Consider the following 18,204-nt stretch of genomic DNA (forward strand, 5'->3'; position numbering starts at 1 on the left):
TGAGAAGATGAAAGGTGCTATGTCTTGGACTTTTTTAAGATTATATATATTAACATTGATGTTCTTTAGTGCTAATGCGATTTTGAACGTCTTTATACCATTACGAGGTCATGATTTAGGTGCCACAAATACACAGATTGGTATTGTGATGGGCGCTTATATGATAACGGCAATGTTCTTTCGCCCATGGGCCGGACAGATTATTGCTCGAGTAGGCCCCATTAAAATATTGCGCATCATTCTACTTATCAATACGACAGCGTTAATTTTATATGGTTTCACTGGGTTAGAAGGCTACTTTTTAGCTCGCGTTATGCAGGGTGTATGTACTGCATTTTTCTCAATGTCATTACAACTAGGTATTATCGATGCTTTGCCAGAAAAACATCGTTCAGAAGGTGTATCGTTGTATTCATTGTTTTCTACTATTCCAAATTTGATTGGTCCACTAATCGCTGTGGGTATTTGGCATGCTGATAATATGACACTTTTTGCCGTTGTCATTATTGTTATTGTTATATGTACAACAATCTTTGGTTATCGTATAACATTTAATGAACAAGAGCCGAATACCACCGAGAAAATTGAAAAATTGCCATTCAATGCTGTAACGGTATATGTGCAATTTTTTAAAAATAAAGAATTACTGAATAGTGGTTTGATTATGATTATTGTGTCGATTGTTTTTGGTGCAGTGAGTACTTTTATGCCATTATATACATTGAAATTTGAATTTGCTCATGCTGGCATTTTTTTAACGCTTCAAGCTATTGCAGTCGTTGCAGCGAGATTTTATTTAAGAAAATATATTCCTTCAGATGGTTTATGGCACCCAAAGTATATGGTGTCGGTATTATCATTACTTGTCATTGCCTCATTTGTCATAGCACTCGGACCACAAGTAGGCGTCAGTGTTTTCTACGCGAGTGCTGTATTGGTAGGGATAACGCAAGCGATGGTCTACCCTTCATTAACTTCTTATCTAAGTATTGTGTTGCCTAAAGTAGGTCGCAATATGTTGTTAGGTTTATTTATCGCTTGTGCAGATTTAGGGATTTCTCTAGGAAGTGCCGTGATGGGACCGATATCAGACTTAGTAGGCTTTAAATGGATGTATTTTATTTGTGGTGTTCTCGTATTTTGCACTATGGTAATAAGCATGTTGAAACGCTCAAATATTGTGGCTAAAAGTTAATCTCACATAAATAAAACGCTTGTCGATTTTGCGATCACTTCTATAGAGCAATAGCAATCCGTGCTCAATCTCAGTGCATTTACATTGGTTCATAGCTATAGTGTGATAAACTTGTTATTAAAACACGTTTAGCAATGCAAGGGGTAATGAATCATGAAAAAAGTATCTATTAGAGATGTGGCTGGGGAAGCGGGTGTATCTGTAACTGCTGTTTCTCATATTCTGAATGATAATAAGCAGCGTTTCTCACAAGCTACAATAAAAAAGGTGTTAGAGGCAAAGGAAAGACTGGGCTATATACCAAATAAAAATGCGCAACAATTACGTGGAACTAAAACCAAATTAATTGGCGTATTACTGCCAAGTTTAACGAACCCTTTTTTCTCAACTATTATGCAAAGTATGGATCAACATAAGCCGGACGACGTTGAGATTATATTTTTAACGACCATTAATAAAGGATTGGAAGAGAATATAAAACATTTGGTAGAGCACGGTGTAGACGGACTGGTCATTGGCCGATTTATAGATAAACCTGAAAATTTAAATGCGTATTTAAATAAACATAAAGTGCCGTATGTGGTTTTGGACCAAAGTGAAGATAATGGCTTCACCGATATCATACGTACAAATGAACATGAAGGTGGAAAGTCAGCCGCAAAGCATTTAATAGACTACGGGCATACTAACCTTGCAATTATACAACCTTACGAACTAATGGCTAACATGAAAGACAGAATTAGCGGTTTTGAGGAGTATTGTGATGCTTGTAATATCTCTATGCCTGTAAAGATAGATACGGAATTATCAAAACTTGGTGGTAGAAATGCCGTCGGTCAAATTATTAGTAAAAAAGTGACTGGCATTTTTGCGATAAATGATGAAATTGCTATAGGTGCCATACGCGCATTAATAGACAAAGGCATTACGGTACCTGAAGATATTTCAATTATTGGTTATGATGATATTGATTTTGCCAAATATATGAATCCAGCTTTAACGACAATTGCGCAACCTATGGACGACATTGGTAAGGTTGCATTAAAGCTTATTATTGAAAAAGTAGAAGGTTTAAGTAGTAAAACAGAGAAAATTGAATTACCTACACAAATAATAGTGCGGGAAACAACGCAAAGACTAAAATAAGTAGCGCCCTAAAAGTCAATTTAGCTTTTAGGGCTTTTTAACTATAAAAAAATAAAAAGAAAGCGTATACATTTTAGAAAGGAAGTGTTATATTTTAGTAAAACGTTTTACTTATTTTAAAAATGCTTTTACTAAATATAGAGAGGTGTAAGAAATGAACGTAGTAGCATTATTGATTGGGTTAGGACCATTAATAGGTTGGGGGTTATTTCCTACTATAGCATCAAAATTTGGTGGTAAACCGGTAAATCAAATTATTGGAACAACGATAGGAACTTTAATTTTTGCTGGAGTCTTTTATCTATCTACCGGACATAGCTTTCCAACGGGAATGGATTTATTTTTCGCGATATTGTCAGGAGCTGGTTGGAGTTTTGGTCAAATTATGACGTTTAAAGCTTTTGAGTACATAGGTTCATCAAGAGCGATGCCAGTAACAACAGCTTTCCAATTATTAGGTGCTTCACTTTGGGGCGTCTTTGCTTTAGGAAACTGGCCTGGCATTTCACATAAAATTATTGGTTTTAGTGCGTTAATCGTTATTTTAATTGGTGCACGTATGACGGTATGGAGTGAAAAGACTGAAGCTACTAGTAGTAATTATTTGAAAAAAGCAGTCGTTATTTTATTAATTGGGGAAATCGGCTATTGGTTATATTCAGCAGCACCTCAAGCAACTGATATCGGTGGTAAAGCAGCATTCCTACCACAGGCGATTGGTATGGTTATAGTAGCAGTCGTTTATGGCTTAATTAACATGAAAAAAGAAAACGCGTTTACCAATAAGATAACATGGTTGCAAATTATTTCAGGCTTCTTCTTTGCTTTTGCAGCATTAACTTATTTAATTTCGGCGCAGCCAGATATGAATGGTTTAGCTACTGGTTTCGTACTTTCTCAAACTTCAGTCGTGTTAGCAACGTTAACAGGTATTTACTTCTTAAACCAACGTAAGACTTCGAAAGAAATGGTTATTACTATTATTGGTTTAGTACTTATTTTAGTAGCGGCAACAGTAACGGTATTTATTAAATAGTAATTAGGAGCGATAACTATGAAAAAAACAGAAATGCTTAACAGTAATGTATCCAAAGCAATTGCCACAATCGGCCATTTTGATTTATTAACAATTAATGACGCAGGTATGGCAATACCTAATGACGACAGAAGAATTGATTTAGCTGTGACAAAAGAATTACCATTATTTATAGACGTACTGAAAACTGTCTTAGCAGAAATGAAAATACAAAAAATTTATTTAGCCGAGGAAATTAAAACTCAAAATGCGCAACAATTAAAGCAAATTAAAGCATTAATTGAAGATGATGTTGAAATTGAATTTATTCCGCATTCAACAATGAAAGAATATCTTAGCCATCCATTGAATAAAGGGAATATACGTACTGGAGAAATCACACCATTTTCAAATATTATTTTAGAATCTAACGTTACATTTTAATATTAAGGGAGAGAGTAAGTCATGACAAACAAAGTAGTCGTTTTAGGATCAACAAATGTGGATCAATTTTTGTCAGTTGAACGTTATGCAAAACCGGGAGAAACGTTACATGTTGATAATGCACAGAAAGCTTTTGGCGGAGGAAAAGGTGCTAACCAAGCGATAGCTTCAGCTCGATTGAACGCACAAACTACCTTCATTTCCAAAGTCGGTAAAGATGATTTAGCTAACTTTATGTTTGATGATTTCAAAGAAGCTGGCATTAATACGCAATATATTTCAAAATCTGACACTGCCGACACAGGGCAAGCTTTTATCACGGTTGATGCTGAAGGTCATAACACGATATATGTATATGGTGGGGCTAATATGGCTATAACACCGGAAGACGTAAATACGGCAAAAGACGAGATTGCACAATCAGATTATGTCGTTGCTCAATTAGAAGTTCCTGTAGACGCGATAATCCAAGCTTTCAAAATTGCTAGAGATGCCGGGGTTACGACGATATTAAATCCAGCACCTGCAGAAACTTTACCAGAAGAATTATTGGCGTTAACCGATGTGATTATACCTAATGAATTTGAAGCCGCAATATTATCAGGTATTTCTGTTGATGATAAAGCATCAATGGAACAAAATGCGAAGTACTTTTTAGAATTAGGCATAAAGGTAGTCATTATTACGATAGGTGAGCAGGGAACTTATTATGCCGTGAAAGAGGACTCTGGATTTGTTGAAGCGTATAAAGTGAATGCTTTAGATACAACTGCAGCAGGTGACACATTTATCGGAGCGTTCGTCAGCAAGTTTGATATGAGTGATTTAAATTTAACTGAGGCCATCGATTATGCAAATAAAGCAGCATCAGTTACAGTACAGCGTAGTGGTGCCCAAGCATCAATCCCATTAGCTAAAGAAGTACAATAATTAATAAACCTCCTGACACTAAATTAAAGTGAGTCAGGAGGTTGTTTTTAATTTAATAAATTATGATTTTATTCAGGATCGCCGTTTTCGTCATATTTAGTGACATCGCCATCTTTATCTACAATATATGAACCTGCAAGGTCGCCGTCTTTATCGGTAAAGGAGAATCCCCATTCTCCATCTTCATTTTGCTCAGGCTCTTTATATTTATATGTAGAAGTATCTAAAGTATGTCCTTCAAAGTCTTCCACTTTATCAATAACATTATCTCTTGTTACTTTTTCACCGCTGTCATCGCTATCACTATCGGTACTACTCATATCGCCATAGCCACTTGTTTCCGAAATAACATTTGTCCAAGCGTTAATTGTGCTTTGTGACAGGTCTTGAAGTTTAACTGTTTTAGGATTATTTAGAATACGGTTAGACTCACGTTCTGTATAACCATCTTCATCCCAACCTTTATTTTGAAAATGACTTGGAACGTTGTAAACAGTCACTGTACCATCGTTATTATCTTGATACGTTACTTGCCCAGCTGCCGTTGGTGTACCTGATAATAATTGTGTACCACTAGGGAATTTCGCTGAAGCACTTTTATTATATGGGTTTAGCGCTTTACCGGATACATCTTCATGGCCGATTTCAGTATTAGAAGGGTCTACAGTGCCACCACTCTCCTCGATGACCGAAATCCAAACTTTAGCATAATGCGCATTAGAATTTGTAGTTTCGTTGTGATTATTACTATTAGATGACGAAGAAGAGTTATTATTTGATGACTCATTGTCGTTGTTTTTCTTACTATTGCTAGATTGCGCGTCTTCTTTAGAACTTTTAGAATCATTACTTGATCCAGTATTAATATTAATATCACACGCCGATAAAACCATTGAAGCTAAGAGTGCGCTAGCAGCCAAATATTTTAATTTCACAAAAAAATCCCCTTTGATAAATAATTAAATCTTTTAATTAATATTATACACAAAATGTTGTGTATTATCACAATTAATTTAAAATATTTCAATTTGGAAAGGGGATTTTAAATTGTTATTTGTTTAATTCATTAATTACAGTAACCATGTCTTCATGGAAAACTAAGTTTGCATCTCTATCATAAGGTGTGGGCTCTTTATTAATTATAATGAGGTTTTGACCTTCGAAATTTGAAATAAGTCCTGCTGCTGGTTGGACTACAAGTGACGATCCGAGTACGACTAGCGTATCGGCTTGTTGTATCTTATTTAGGGCATTAACTATGGTTTCTTGATTAAGCATTTCCCCGTAAAGTACAATATCAGGTCTAATAGCACTATCGCATGCTTCACAATGACGTAAATCATTAGTAATGACATAGGATTGCGAATAGTCTTTATGGCAATTAATACAATAAAAATGATTTAACGTACCATGTAATTCGTCGACTTTTTCACTACCAGCAACTGAATGGAGCCCATCAATGTTTTGGGTAATGACGCCTAGAGATTGATTACTTTTTTCTAGCTCAGCAATCCACTGATGTACATTATTAGGCTGTTTATCAGTATATAATAAGCGTTTATGACAAAAATTCATAAATCCTGTTGGATCATCTTGTAAATAATCGGCACTTAATAAATATTCAGGAGAATAGCCCTCTTTTGAAATTTCATCGAAAAGGCCACCCATAGAGCGAAAGTCTGGAATACCACTTGCTACAGATATACCTGCCCCTGTAAAAAATGTGATTTTATTAGAATTATTAATAATATCTTTTAATTGTTCGATATTGTTTTCCATTTATAACACTCCATTTAACAATATGACTAGCATTGTGCTTATATCAATTCTACATATAATAATTTTAGATATAAGCAATTGCTTTAGCAAACATAAAATTAAATTTAACGGCCATATTACTAAAATCTTGAGCTAATTAAAGAAATTTTTATTAACTTGCATTATAATAAATACAAAATATTGAGAATAGAGGTCAATGTAGTGAAGAAGTTATGGATTTTAGGCAGTAGTTTAATAGTTATCGTTGTTATTGTGTCATTAATCACATTCGGGATGAATAAAAGCCAATCAAATTCTAATCAACAAGAACGTAAGCAACATACACAACATTCAAAATATATAAAAAGCCAAACACCAACGTTATTTTTACATGGTTATGCAGGGACGCTAAATTCCGAGAAATATATGGTGAATCAGGCTAAGAGAAAGGGCGCAACAAAGAATGTCATAACGGCTGTGGTGAGTAATAATGGCCAAGTTCAGTTAAAAGGAAAGCTGAAAAAGAATGCAAAGAATCCTGTCGTTCAAGTCGTGTTGGAAAATAATAAGCAAGGCGATTATGACATAAATGCAAAGTGGATTAAAAATGTCTTGGTGAAATTACAAGATGAATATAAAATTAAAAAGTTTAACTTCGTAGGACACTCGATGGGTAATTTATCTTTTGCCAACTATATGTATTTATATGGCGATGATCATTCATTGCCTCAATTAAACAAACAAGTAAACATCGCTGGTACGTTTAATGGCGTGTTGAATTTAAATGAAAAAGTAAATGAAATTTCAGTTGATAAAAATGGTAAACCAAGTCGTATGAATCAACCTTACCAACAACTACTTAAACTAAAAGAAATTTATAAAGGAAAACATATCTCAGTATTAAATATTTATGGAGATATACAAGACGGCACGCACTCTGATGGACGTGTATCGAATAGTTCCTCAAAATCATTAAAATATTTACTGGGAAATAGTCCTAAAAGCTACAAAGAGTCAAAATATGAAGGGCAAAAAGCACAACATAGTGAATTACATGAAAACAGCAAAGTTGCTAATGAATTAATAGACTTTCTGTGGAGGAATGATGATTAGTTTAAGATAAGAATATCTCATGTTTCTTCTTTTAAGCAAATATACTTTTCTTTAATTTTAGAGGGATTCGTCAATATTATGGCGAGTCTTTTTTAATATTTAGCTACTTTTTCAATATTTACCATTTAAAAACGATGTAATTAGTATATACTGGTTTACATGATTTACTGAGGTTTAGGAGGAAAATAGGAACAATATGCATAAGTAATTAAATTATAAAGGAATATTTGAGGTGTCAAAATGATTCACAGAAAGTTGAAAGACAAGCTAGATTGGCCAGTATTTATCATAAGTGGTGGCGTACTTATCATATTCGTAGTTATGTCATCATTATTTACTAAGGCCACTTCACATTTTATTCAACAAGGATTTCATTATTCTATAACGTATTTCGGTGCTTTCTGGCAATTTTTGTTATTAGTTACATTTGCGGTAGGATTATTTTTATCCATTACAAAATATGGTCGTGTTAGATTAGGCAATATATCTAAACCAGAAATGGGCTATTTTAAATGGGCAGCAATCATTATTACTTCTGGTTTGGGAGCGGGTGCAATTTTTTGGGCAGCAGCTGAGCCTATGTATTATTTTATTGATGTGCCTCCCACAATGGATGCAAGTATAAAAAATAAGAGCGTCGAAGCAATACCGGCAGCAATGGCTCAAAGTTTCACTTCATGGGGTTATACAGCGTGGGCAGTGTATGGTGCTGTAAGTGGTATTATAATCATGTATGCCCATTACAATAAAGGGATGAAAATTTTACCGAGAACATTGTTGTATCCGATTTTTGGTAAAAAACTTGAGCGTAATGGTTTGGGTTCTGTGATAGATATATTTTGTATTTTAGGCGCAGTAGCTGGAACGATAGGCACAATAGGTTTCTTTGGTTTTCAATTTAGTTACTGGTTACATAGTATTTTTGGAGTTCCTGACAACATTATCACGCAAGTAGTATCGGTTGTTGGTTTAATTGTGGTAGTAACATTCTCTGCTGTAACTGGTATAGATAAAGGGATACAATTTTTAAGTAAATTGAACGTGTGGCTAGCGCTTGGTGTAGCTGCATTTATTATCTTGATAGGACCAGGCATATTCATATTACATACTTTTATGTCTTCATATGGTACTTATATTACACACTTTATTAGTATTAGTACTTTTAGAGGCGACAATAAATGGGCCGGAGCATGGATGTTGTTTTTCTTTGGTTGGTTTATAGGTTATGGACCATTGATGGGCATGTTAGTAGCACGTGTTTCCAGAGGAAGAACAATAAGAGAAATTTTTATCTTAGTTTCAATTTTAGCGGGATTAGTTTCTCAAATTTGGTTTACTATTTTAGGTGGCAGTGGTCTGTTTTATGAACGTCATCAGGCTGGGACTATCAGTCATCCTTTAGAAGAGAATGGTTTGCCAGCAGCTGTCATTTCGATAGCTAATCATCTGCCTTTAGGTAGCTTAGTCGTAATCGCGTTGCTGTTATTAACGTTAATATTCGTTATTACTACGGCAGATACAATGTCGTATTCAATATCTATGTCAGTAACGGGACAAGGCGATCCTCCGAAAATAATAAGAGTATTTTGGGTAGCGGTAATGGGTGCTATTTCCGTAATTCTCATCAATATTGGACAAGGAAGTATTGATGCAATTCAGTCGTTTATTATTATCACGGCAGTACCCATATCAATTATTATGTTACCAGTTATTTGGACTGCCCCAGCCATAGCTCATAAATTAGCTAAAGAGCAGGGTATTATTAAAGTGAAAGAAAAAAATGCAGTTTTCAAATTTCTAGTACCAAATCAAATATTAAAATATACCGGAAATGATAAAAATAAAGATTAAGTTAAAGTTTAGTTCCATAAACAAATCCAAATAGTATATTCCTTTCACCATTTGCCATACTTGAGTCAATACGATAATAAGGGTAGTATTTCTCTGAAATCTAAACGTATTTGGTGGGTAATAAAGGTTTTAAAATTAAAGACAAAATAATTGGTTATGAAATGTTAATATGAAAATATTTTCGAAGTTTTTAAAATTTATTGATATTGTTTAGAATACTAAAGCGAATACAAGTCGAAATATAAAAGGGTCAGGGACATAAATAGTTCTGACTAAAGAATAAAAGCTAATTTCTATTGGATAATATAGAAATTAGCTTTTTCTTTAATGCACTTTTGTAGCTCGTTGAGCTGTTACCTTACTTATATTCAGTGTCATTAAGACAAAACATAGTCCCGTTTAGCTTTGTTTATGACTTGAACCATATCTCAAGCAAGCATATACGTTCAAAACCGTAAGATTTTAAATACAAAGAGAGCTGCTCCCTTTACGGATTGGCTCTCTTTGTATTTATTGTCCTAGCATTTTCAAAGTCAAAATCAGTAGCAATAAGATGATATTTAATTGTTTAAAAAAGAAGGTTGTTATTTTATTTGGTATGTGAGAATAATTTGATCTTATAAATGGGGAAAGCAACACACATTTTCGGACTGTACGTTGCTTTTTATTATTACTTAGGCATTATAGATTTTTCTATTAAGGTTTACTACATCATCATGCGTAAATTCAGAAGAAAAGTTTTCTATGACTTTATCTCTAAGTGATGGAGCCTCTTCTTTATTAGCGTTTGCTAAAGCTATTTTTAAATCTTCTTTAGTTAACTCAGTACAATAAGCTGGCGTGCCCGGTTGTTGTTTCCATGAATCTTTCAATTCACCACTATCTATAGTATCAAAACCAACCTCACTTACAATATTCATTATTATTTCTTTTTCTTTAATATCATTACCTGCCACTGCCATAGCTATACGATTTTCGCTGTCTTGTGGAGTGCCTTTATTAGCTAGTGTGTATGCCAACTGATTATTAAATGCTTTGACCACATCTCTGCCTAGTTGTTGTGATACCCATATACTTTCCGGTGTGCCATCCTCGATTGCTTCAATTTTATTATCTCTAAATGGATAATAATTAGAAGTATCAACAACGATAATATCTTTTGGTATATTAGATATTATATGACTGAGTTTTGGCATTACATCGGTAGGAATAGAAAGTATTAATATATCAATATCTTCTACAATATTTTGTAATTCAACTGCTTGACCACTAATATTTTTATCTTTCAAATGTTTAACAGAACGAACATCTGCAACTTTCACTTTATGCCCACTGTCATGTAACTTATGAGATAATGTTGATCCAATAGGCCCTGCGCCTACAATGCCGAATTTCATAATAACATCTCCTTAATTTTGATCATGCATTGATTTTTAATACTAAAAGAGATATTTCATTTTTAAAAGAGGGCAATAATATTAGACTAGGTACTAATTTTAGTACTTAAACATTTTAACCTAATAGTTCATCCTAAATGCTAAACACTTTTTCTTATAGTTAATGCTATTGTTTTTTTGCCTGTTGTCCATGTTTTTTGCCGAAATTTTCCATCATATCTATGATAGGTAGTAATGCTTTTCCTTTTTCAGTTAAACTATAAACAACTTTGGGAGGTACTTCAGCATATACATTTCTATTTATAACACCGTCTTCTTCTAATTCTCTTAATTGTTTTGTTAGAGATCCTTGAGAAATACTAGTAAGAAATTTTTTAATTTGATTATAGCGTCTATCATTTTCTTTTAGATACCATATGATTAAATTTTTATAGCGTCCTGACAAAATATTTTGTGTATATGCTATACCATAAATATCTCTATGTTCCTCTATAACATCTTCATCAAATCCGTAATTACAAATTTTAACCATAAAACCCCTCCATTGTACAAAGGTACATTTTTTGATACTATAACTTATTTAATTGCCTTCTTCTCAAAAAGGCTTAATGACTTTAATATACTATATATCAAAATTTAAAAAAACGAAAGAAGGAAAAAATATGAATGAGACAATTTCGTTATTACAAAATCATAGTTCGGTAAGAAAATTTGAAAACAAACCATTATCTGAAGAACAAGTAACGGATATATTTAAATCAGCTAACCAAGCCTCTTCATTTAGTTTGTTACAAGCTGTTTCAATTATTAGAATTTCTGATAAAGAGACACGGGAAAAAATCCAAGAACTTTGTGCTGACCAGCCGTATATTACAGAAGCATCAGAGTTTTGGATTTTCTGTTCAGATTTCAATAGAAATCACCAAATTGCTCCTGACGTGGATCTCACTTACACAGAATTTTTACAAATTGGAACTGTTGATGCGGGTCTTATGGCGCAAAATGCTTTAATTGCAGCAGAATCTATGGGTCTAGGTGGTGTTTATATCGGTGCTGTACGTATTAATATAGAGGAACTTACAGAAGTATTAGACTTGCCTGAATACGTCACGCCTGTCATGGGGTTATGTATAGGCTATCCTGCTCAAGAAAAAAATCCAACTAAACCAAGATTACCTCAGTCTATAGTGATGCATACAGATAAATATGAACCATTTAATGTAAGTGATATTAAAGAATACGATGAAGAAATGAAAAAATACTATGAAGGCAGACCTGTCAGAGCACCTTTCACTGTAAGAAATGTTAAAGGATGGAGTGACCACATTCAAGATCACTTAGAAAGAAGTATCTTACCTAATATGCTTACGCACTTAAACACACAAGGGTATGCAAAAAAATAAGTGGCATTCTAATAAGTAGCATATCGAGATACGACGTAATTAATTATCATACTACTATAATAGGTAAAAAGAGAACGAGTAGTTGTTTTATTGAGAGTGTAAAAATACTGTATCAAGAAAGCAATGAAGTATTTATAAAACCAAGAGTTTGGGATATAAATATTTCTGACTAAAGAATAAAAGGCAATTTCTATTGGTATAATATAGAAATTGCCATTGGTAGTGTAAGTTGAGTCATGTTAGATTTTGAATGCAAAGAGAGCTAACCCTTTACGGATTAGCTCTTTTGTTTTGAGGTTGGGTGTTTATGTCCAACCTCATTGTTGCTTATTTAGATACTTTTTAGTGTGAGATTTACAGTTTTATTGACCTATTGTAACTTCCATTAAATTATCGTTTTTGTCAAAGAAAGCTGTGTACGAACCTGCATTTGTCGCGTATTTGACGAATGTTCCATCCTTATTGCCTAGTTTGCCTTCGTCAACAATTTTGTTAGAGGTATGTGCTTTTTTAAATGTTGCTTTTGATACTGAGTCTGGTTTTGTTAAGAACGTGATTGAGACGACTTTATTATCTCCATTAAAGTCTACGGTAGTATCATAAACTTTTTTAGAGTGATCATATTCTGCTGTTGCTTTTGGGTCTACCTTGTAACCATCGATAGACACATTATCATACTTTAATGCGCGGACGAAGTTATAGTCTTGCGTAAATGAAGGGTCGTATGTTGTATAGCCTTCATAGTTGTACCATGGTGTTTCGGCTTTTAATTTAGCATTGCTTTCAGTGTTGACACCACTTGAACCACCTTCACCATGACCCCATTTTTGTACTTGCTGTGCTGCTTGGACTGGAGAACTATTTGTTGAAATATAAGCTGCTGAGGAACCTAAGACTAGCGTTGATACTACGAGAGTTGCTGAGAACAATTTTCCTACTTTATTCATAATAAATCACTCCTCATATTTATCGCTAATTTCAAGTGTAATAATTCACTTTCATCATACACCAAATTTGTTTAATTGCAACTAAATAGTGTGATTTGAAAAATTAATTTCGATAAAATTAATTAGGTTATATAAGTAGACTAACGATATAACATGATTTATATATTAAAAGCGATTTTGAAATGATTGCTTCTTCAGCAATTTGTAGAATTTATTAGTTGAATTTTAGTACTTTAGCGTTAACATACTCTGCAACTAAATATTATGTTGCCAATTATACAGAAGGTATAGATATTCAATTGAGAGATTAAGGCGTTAAAATGCGTGCGAAAGTTAACGCTCCTGCAGCAACAAAATCTAAATTCTTAAATCGTTATTTTGATACTACTGATACAAATTATGATGAGGTTTCAGAGAAATATAGCACTTCTAAAAAATTAGCCAGTCACATTATGGATTTATATGATAGTGGTAATCATATTGGTATCATAAATAGTGACACGTTTGCGTTTAAAATTTATGATTATTTTTATCTATTGAATCACTAAATAGTCTAAGTGCTATAACCATAATTCAGAAAAAATAAAAAGCATCTTTATGCATAAGTTATTATGTACAAAGATGCTTTTAATAAAATATAAGATTTTATCGGAATTAAATAACATCACCTAAAAGTATAAGTATATTTTGTTTATTGAGCGTTTAGCGTTATTCTATATTATTTAATTGATGTAATAAGATTTTTCTTTGTTTTTCTAAAGAAATAGGGTCGTTATAAGATGTATCTGAAGCATCTAGGGTAATGACATGTCCTTTTTTAACGGCATTTAAATTTTTCCAATTATTAGTTTTTGTAAAGGGTGGCCGTTCTCCATTAGTTGCTAAAATAATGTAATCGCCAGTATAAGTTGATAAATCTTCTTGTGAAATTTGTGCATTATAAGCATTATGCACCTTGGGTTCTAATGCTTTAGGCATACGCATATCGTAACCATCATAAACAATTTCAGTGCCACGGCCTAGACTTTTACCAAAAGCTATTAAGCCTTTTGGTGTTGATTGAACAGCGGTAACAGTTTTGCCTTTGATTTTATGGCCTAGATTTTCTTTGTCTTGAGTCATCTTATGATCCCAATCTTTTACCCATTTTTTAGCTTTAGCTTTTTCATTAACAATTTCTCCCAATTGAATCGTTGTTTCTTTATAGCTTGTCTTTTTAGCATCAAATTGAACTGTTGGCGCTACTTTTTTTAGCTTTTTAATGTTTTTATCCTCTTTGGTCGTTATAATCAAGTCTGGTTTTGTTTGGGTAATTTGTTCCATATCTTTTTGGCCAACTCTTTTAATGCCTTTAGTTGCCTTATCTAAGGTTTTATTTTGTTTTACAAAATCTATAACACCTACTGGTTTATGATTAAATTTAATTAGTGCGCCTATATATGTAGGATGTAAAACGACGATGCGTTTAGGATTTTTAGGAATTTTAACCTTAGTACCATCATTTTGCGTGAACGTCTTAGTTGATTTATTAGTAGATGATTTATCTGAGTTTTTGTTATCGTCATTATCTTTGTTACCACAAGCTGCTAAAATAACAAACAAAATTAATAATAAGACTAAAAATTTTTTCATTTTTTACCTCTCTCTATTGGTATTGATTATCATTATCAATTATAGCATAATGGAAAGCACTTACAAGTTTATATTATGAATTAAGGTGGATGAAAAAGATTTTGTTGTAAAGGGGAATAATGTTGAATAAATATATAGATAGATTTCAAGTGAATGGCTATACCATTTCGGTCAAATTACCAAAAAGTTATTTTAAAAGTAGCAATCGAGATTATTCGTTGTTGTGTGTACAAGATGGAGACTACTTATTTAAATCCATCAAAAAAGATCTTATTTTTGTAGGTATTGAATCTGCAGATAGGTCTAATGATTTTACACCTTGGCAGACTCAAATAGGAAACGAAGTAAACGGCGGACAGGCAGACTATTATTTAACATGGCTAACAGAAACATTAATCCCTTTATTAAGAGATAAATATAGAGTGTCGACTGATAATAAGGATATCGGAATTGCAGGTGCTTCTTATGGGGCGTTAGTTTCTCTCTACGCATTATATACAATGCCAGAGAATTTTGGCACCTATATATTAATTTCTCCGTCGTTATGGTATCCATATTTTATTGATTTTATGCAAGAACGCCAACCCATACAACGCCAAGTTAATGTATACTGGTATGTCGGTTTGAAAGAAGGTATTAAACATACATTAAGAATTAAAGAAATGGTACCTAATAGTTTAGAAGGCGTAAAAATTTTAGAGCATAGTTTGAAAAATGAAAATTCGCGCTTTCAATTTCAAACCTCAAGACGAGGGATTCATAGGCACCGTTTCTTCAAAAAATATTTTAACAAAGCATTAAAATTTATTTATCCTAGGTAACCATATGTTTAAATGCACCGCTAACGATTAAGCCACTTTAATCGTTAGCGGTGTATTTTTAATTTAGTTAATTTAAAAAATTAGAATGTGGTAGTAGGTTATAATCTACGCATATTTGAAAAATATATTAATGGCAAGATACATGCTGAAAAATTAGAAAATTATGAATTTAAATCATTCTAAATTTAGTTGTAAAATACCCTTTAGTCTTTATTAGTTAACTGGCATAATAGAAACGTTGACTAAAAATTTGAAGGGAGTATGAATAAGTATGGAAAATAGCAAAAATTATAATCTCATCACTACAATTATGTTTATTTCGGGTATTATAGTGATGGCTAGTTTGTACACTGCTTTACCACTAACTGCTGCTTTTGCTGATGACTTTCATGTTCCTAAAGAGATTGCAACCTTGAATGGTGTTATTTTTTCGATAACTTATTCTTTAAGTTGTTTATTTTATGGCACAATTTCTGAGAAGTTTGGCCGTGTCAAAACTATTTTGGTTGGCATTAGTGGCCTTGTGGTTATCTGTCTTATAATTGGTTTTGTTCATTCATTTACCTTACTCATTATTATGAGAGCTGTACAAGGTGTTTTCGCCGCGACATTTTCTCCGGTTGCCATAACATATACAACTGAAACCTACCCGCCGGTTAAACGTATTACCGCTATTAGTTTTATTAGTACTAGTTTTATGCTATCGGGCGTATTAGGTCAAAATTTAAGTGAAATCATTGTTAGCCAACTCAATTGGCATTGGGTATATTTCATTTTAACAATTTTATATTTAGTATTAGTGGTACTTATATATAAGTTTGTACCAGAAAGTCCACATCAAAATCGACAGTTACAGTTAAGTAAGTTTTTTGGTAATTTTAAAGATTTTAGTAATAATTTTAACGTACTATATTGTTTGTTTATTTCATTTACTTTGCTAACTATGTTTATTAGTATGTACACGATTTTGAATTCATATATTACTTCTGAACAAATTGGTGGTAATATGTCTACTGCTTCACTCATAAAAGTATTTGGGGTCATTGGGATGTTCTTATCGTTATTAGCAGGACGCATAAGCGGACGCTTAGGATTAAAGCGTACGTTAACATTAGCCCTAATAACATGTGTCGTATCATTAGTTTTAATGGGAACTTTCCACAATATTATTATGATTACTATTTTTAGTGTGACTTTTGTAGCCGGAATAGCCTTTTCAATTCCTACTGTCATTTCTAAGGTTGGGCTAGTTGCTAAAAATAACCACGGCTTTTTTCTATCTGTTAATACAGTGATATTATTTTTAGGTACTGCAATTGCGCCTATTTTAATGATCTATGTGGCTCGATTATCTAGTTACTTTTTAGAGTTCCTAATTATAGCGCTCATAGGCATGGTATCTGTCATAATATCGATGTTGATGCCAAGTGATCATCAAGCCAACAGCTAAACAAGTGAATATAAATCACAATTATTAAAATTATAGCCTTTCAATGAATTCTAATCGGGAATCATTTAAAGGCTATTTTTAATCTTTTATTAGTTATCGTTTTTAGAAATAATAACACCTAAGTCATTGTTGCTATTATTAAATTGGTCACAAAGTGCTAACCAACTCGCAGATTCTATATTAAGCACGTAGCGGAAGTAAGCCCATGTAGCGTATTGAATTAATTCAACTCTTTGTGGGTTGTCATCTGTTGTTTCTTTCATATCATAACCAGGTATACCTCCAAGTGAATATTCTGCATCGTATAAATTCAACAAGCTTTTGCTTCCAGGGCTTTTATAATATGGCTCAGTCATCCATTCAGGTCCTTCAACAGTTAGTGGTGAATGGTCTGCGTCACCTGCAATAACAAGTGTAGGCTTATTCATATACTTGAAGTTAGGATTTAAGAAAGAAAAATTATCGACGGCAAATTGAGTTAACTTGTCGCCACCTTCACCGGCCGTAGCAAGAAGAACGCCTCCTTGCACTCTTGAATCTGATAAATTTTCACTTGCATAGGTCACTGGATCCATTACTTGTAGGCCAAGTAAATTTCCCGCAGTTTGTCCACCGAATGAATGGCCTGCTGTCACAATGCGATGATAATCTATGCGCCCTTGCAATCCAGGAACGAGAGATTCAATATAATCGAGATTATCGAGTATATGTTTCATGTCATCTACTCTAATACGCCATAAAGATTGTATTCTTGGATCGTCATCACTTAGATGAATCCTCTTAGAATCTAGAAAAGTAGGTTGAATTACGATAAAACCATGAGCTGCCCAAAAGTCTGCTAAAGGTTCATAACCATCTTGAGAGGAACCAAAGCCATGTGCGAAAAGAATAACAGGCAAATCTTCTCCAGTTGATGGCGCAGAAACTTTTATAGATAAATCTTCTCCACGCTCTGGTCTAGATAACATTATATACTTCATTGAAATAATCGGTTGTGCTTCATTTAGCTTAACGTCTAACATAATTAACAAAACTTCCTTTCCTATCTTTTAATATAGCTACATAGTAATTTACTGCCGTTCACTATAATAAGTAAGCTACA

At 33.2% G+C, this 18,204-nt stretch carries 18 protein-coding genes; 11 read left to right on the plus strand and 7 right to left on the minus strand.

Annotated features, from left to right (window positions below):
* Positions 1-7: 7 nt before the first annotated feature.
* The 5 genes from cntE (at position 8) to rbsK (ending at position 4,730) form a co-directional block, all read left to right on the plus strand.
* Positions 8-1,195 carry a staphylopine family metallophore export MFS transporter CntE gene (gene cntE, locus ISP02_RS00305; protein WP_195719641.1) on the plus strand — a complete coding sequence of 396 codons (1,188 nt, stop codon included), beginning with the start codon at positions 8-10 and terminating at the stop codon, positions 1,193-1,195.
* Between the two features lie 153 nt (positions 1,196-1,348).
* Positions 1,349-2,341 carry a ribose utilization transcriptional repressor RbsR gene (gene rbsR, locus ISP02_RS00310; RefSeq protein WP_195719642.1) on the plus strand — a complete coding sequence of 331 codons (993 nt, stop codon included), beginning with the start codon at positions 1,349-1,351 and terminating at the stop codon, positions 2,339-2,341.
* Positions 2,342-2,495: 154 nt separating this feature from the next.
* The gene (rbsU, locus tag ISP02_RS00315; RefSeq protein WP_061854042.1) at positions 2,496-3,377 is read left to right on the plus strand and encodes a ribose/proton symporter RbsU; all 882 of its coding nucleotides are present in this window, start codon (positions 2,496-2,498) and stop codon (positions 3,375-3,377) included.
* A gap of 18 nt (positions 3,378-3,395) precedes the next feature.
* On the plus strand, positions 3,396-3,800 hold the full coding sequence (gene rbsD, locus ISP02_RS00320) for a D-ribose pyranase (protein WP_195719643.1): 405 nt from the start codon (positions 3,396-3,398) through the stop codon (positions 3,798-3,800).
* Positions 3,801-3,821: 21 nt separating this feature from the next.
* Positions 3,822-4,730, plus strand: a complete 909-nt coding sequence (rbsK, locus tag ISP02_RS00325) for a ribokinase (protein WP_195719644.1) — start codon at positions 3,822-3,824, stop codon at positions 4,728-4,730.
* Between the two features lie 68 nt (positions 4,731-4,798).
* Here rbsK and ISP02_RS00330 read toward each other — a convergent pair whose 3' ends face one another.
* A complete protein-coding gene (locus ISP02_RS00330) occupies positions 4,799-5,665 on the minus strand; it encodes a hypothetical protein (RefSeq protein WP_328805996.1) in 867 nt (288 codons plus the stop codon).
* A 115-nt stretch (positions 5,666-5,780) separates the two neighbouring features.
* The gene (locus ISP02_RS00335) at positions 5,781-6,509 is read right to left on the minus strand and encodes an NAD-dependent protein deacylase (RefSeq protein ID WP_195719645.1); all 729 of its coding nucleotides are present in this window, start codon (positions 6,507-6,509) and stop codon (positions 5,781-5,783) included.
* Positions 6,510-6,710: 201 nt separating this feature from the next.
* Here ISP02_RS00335 and ISP02_RS00340 point away from each other — a divergent pair, with 201 nt between their 5' ends.
* Together ISP02_RS00340 and ISP02_RS00345 are read left to right on the plus strand one after the other, a co-directional pair.
* Complete coding sequence (locus ISP02_RS00340; protein WP_195719647.1) at positions 6,711-7,601, plus strand: alpha/beta hydrolase; 891 nt, start codon at positions 6,711-6,713, stop codon at positions 7,599-7,601.
* Between the two features lie 240 nt (positions 7,602-7,841).
* Positions 7,842-9,452: a BCCT family transporter gene (locus ISP02_RS00345; RefSeq protein WP_195719649.1), complete on the plus strand. Its 1,611-nt coding sequence runs from the start codon at positions 7,842-7,844 to the stop codon at positions 9,450-9,452.
* 674 nt (positions 9,453-10,126) lie between these two features.
* Here ISP02_RS00345 and ISP02_RS00350 read toward each other — a convergent pair.
* Both ISP02_RS00350 and ISP02_RS00355 read right to left on the minus strand, forming a co-directional pair.
* Positions 10,127-10,849, minus strand: a complete 723-nt coding sequence (locus tag ISP02_RS00350; protein WP_195719651.1) for an NADPH-dependent F420 reductase — start codon at positions 10,847-10,849, stop codon at positions 10,127-10,129.
* A 166-nt stretch (positions 10,850-11,015) separates the two neighbouring features.
* Positions 11,016-11,381, minus strand: a complete 366-nt coding sequence (locus tag ISP02_RS00355; RefSeq protein ID WP_195719653.1) for a winged helix-turn-helix transcriptional regulator — start codon at positions 11,379-11,381, stop codon at positions 11,016-11,018.
* A 130-nt stretch (positions 11,382-11,511) separates the two neighbouring features.
* On the opposite strand from ISP02_RS00355, the gene nfsA reads away from it, so the two are divergent.
* On the plus strand, positions 11,512-12,252 hold the full coding sequence (nfsA, locus tag ISP02_RS00360) for an oxygen-insensitive NADPH nitroreductase (protein WP_195719655.1): 741 nt from the start codon (positions 11,512-11,514) through the stop codon (positions 12,250-12,252).
* A gap of 362 nt (positions 12,253-12,614) precedes the next feature.
* Here nfsA and isaB read toward each other — a convergent pair whose 3' ends face one another.
* Entirely contained in the window at positions 12,615-13,199 is a 585-nt protein-coding gene (isaB, locus tag ISP02_RS00365; protein ID WP_195719657.1) for an immunodominant staphylococcal antigen IsaB family protein, read from the minus strand.
* Positions 13,200-13,519: 320 nt separating this feature from the next.
* On the opposite strand from isaB, the gene ISP02_RS00370 reads away from it, so the two are divergent.
* Positions 13,520-13,747, plus strand: a complete 228-nt coding sequence (locus ISP02_RS00370; protein WP_195719658.1) for a hypothetical protein — start codon at positions 13,520-13,522, stop codon at positions 13,745-13,747.
* Between the two features lie 160 nt (positions 13,748-13,907).
* On the opposite strand, the gene ISP02_RS00375 is transcribed toward ISP02_RS00370, so the two are convergent.
* Complete coding sequence (locus ISP02_RS00375) at positions 13,908-14,831, minus strand: ABC transporter substrate-binding protein (RefSeq protein ID WP_195719660.1); 924 nt, start codon at positions 14,829-14,831, stop codon at positions 13,908-13,910.
* Between the two features lie 119 nt (positions 14,832-14,950).
* Here ISP02_RS00375 and ISP02_RS00380 point away from each other — a divergent pair, with 119 nt between their 5' ends.
* Positions 14,951-15,652: an alpha/beta hydrolase gene (locus ISP02_RS00380; protein WP_195719662.1), complete on the plus strand. Its 702-nt coding sequence runs from the start codon at positions 14,951-14,953 to the stop codon at positions 15,650-15,652.
* Between the two features lie 271 nt (positions 15,653-15,923).
* Positions 15,924-17,102 carry an MFS transporter gene (locus ISP02_RS00385; protein ID WP_195719664.1) on the plus strand — a complete coding sequence of 393 codons (1,179 nt, stop codon included), beginning with the start codon at positions 15,924-15,926 and terminating at the stop codon, positions 17,100-17,102.
* 89 nt (positions 17,103-17,191) lie between these two features.
* Here ISP02_RS00385 and ISP02_RS00390 read toward each other — a convergent pair whose 3' ends face one another.
* Positions 17,192-18,124 (minus strand): alpha/beta hydrolase family protein, encoded by a 933-nt coding sequence (locus ISP02_RS00390; protein ID WP_195719665.1) that lies wholly within the window; start codon positions 18,122-18,124, stop codon positions 17,192-17,194.
* Positions 18,125-18,204: the final 80 nt, after the last annotated feature.

The organism is Staphylococcus durrellii, assembly GCF_015594545.1.
Lineage (GTDB): Bacteria > Bacillota > Bacilli > Staphylococcales > Staphylococcaceae > Staphylococcus > Staphylococcus durrellii.

Bases quoted from the DNA above. Each gene is read 5' to 3' on its own strand.
- cntE (WP_195719641.1), top strand. From the start codon at position 8: ATGAAAGGTGCTATGTCTTGGACTTTTTTAAGATTATATATATTAACA.
- rbsR (WP_195719642.1), top strand. From the start codon at position 1,349: ATGAAAAAAGTATCTATTAGAGATGTGGCTGGGGAAGCGGGTGTATCT.
- rbsU (WP_061854042.1), top strand. From the start codon at position 2,496: ATGAACGTAGTAGCATTATTGATTGGGTTAGGACCATTAATAGGTTGG.
- rbsD (WP_195719643.1), top strand. From the start codon at position 3,396: ATGAAAAAAACAGAAATGCTTAACAGTAATGTATCCAAAGCAATTGCC.
- rbsK (WP_195719644.1), top strand. From the start codon at position 3,822: ATGACAAACAAAGTAGTCGTTTTAGGATCAACAAATGTGGATCAATTT.
- ISP02_RS00335 (WP_195719645.1), bottom strand. From the start codon at position 6,509: ATGGAAAACAATATCGAACAATTAAAAGATATTATTAATAATTCTAAT.
- ISP02_RS00345 (WP_195719649.1), top strand. From the start codon at position 7,842: ATGATTCACAGAAAGTTGAAAGACAAGCTAGATTGGCCAGTATTTATC.
- ISP02_RS00350 (WP_195719651.1), bottom strand. From the start codon at position 10,849: ATGAAATTCGGCATTGTAGGCGCAGGGCCTATTGGATCAACATTATCT.
- ISP02_RS00355 (WP_195719653.1), bottom strand. From the start codon at position 11,381: ATGGTTAAAATTTGTAATTACGGATTTGATGAAGATGTTATAGAGGAA.
- nfsA (WP_195719655.1), top strand. From the start codon at position 11,512: ATGAATGAGACAATTTCGTTATTACAAAATCATAGTTCGGTAAGAAAA.
- isaB (WP_195719657.1), bottom strand. From the start codon at position 13,199: ATGAATAAAGTAGGAAAATTGTTCTCAGCAACTCTCGTAGTATCAACG.
- ISP02_RS00370 (WP_195719658.1), top strand. From the start codon at position 13,520: ATGCGTGCGAAAGTTAACGCTCCTGCAGCAACAAAATCTAAATTCTTA.
- ISP02_RS00375 (WP_195719660.1), bottom strand. From the start codon at position 14,831: ATGAAAAAATTTTTAGTCTTATTATTAATTTTGTTTGTTATTTTAGCA.
- ISP02_RS00380 (WP_195719662.1), top strand. From the start codon at position 14,951: ATGTTGAATAAATATATAGATAGATTTCAAGTGAATGGCTATACCATT.
- ISP02_RS00385 (WP_195719664.1), top strand. From the start codon at position 15,924: ATGGAAAATAGCAAAAATTATAATCTCATCACTACAATTATGTTTATT.
- ISP02_RS00390 (WP_195719665.1), bottom strand. From the start codon at position 18,124: ATGTTAGACGTTAAGCTAAATGAAGCACAACCGATTATTTCAATGAAG.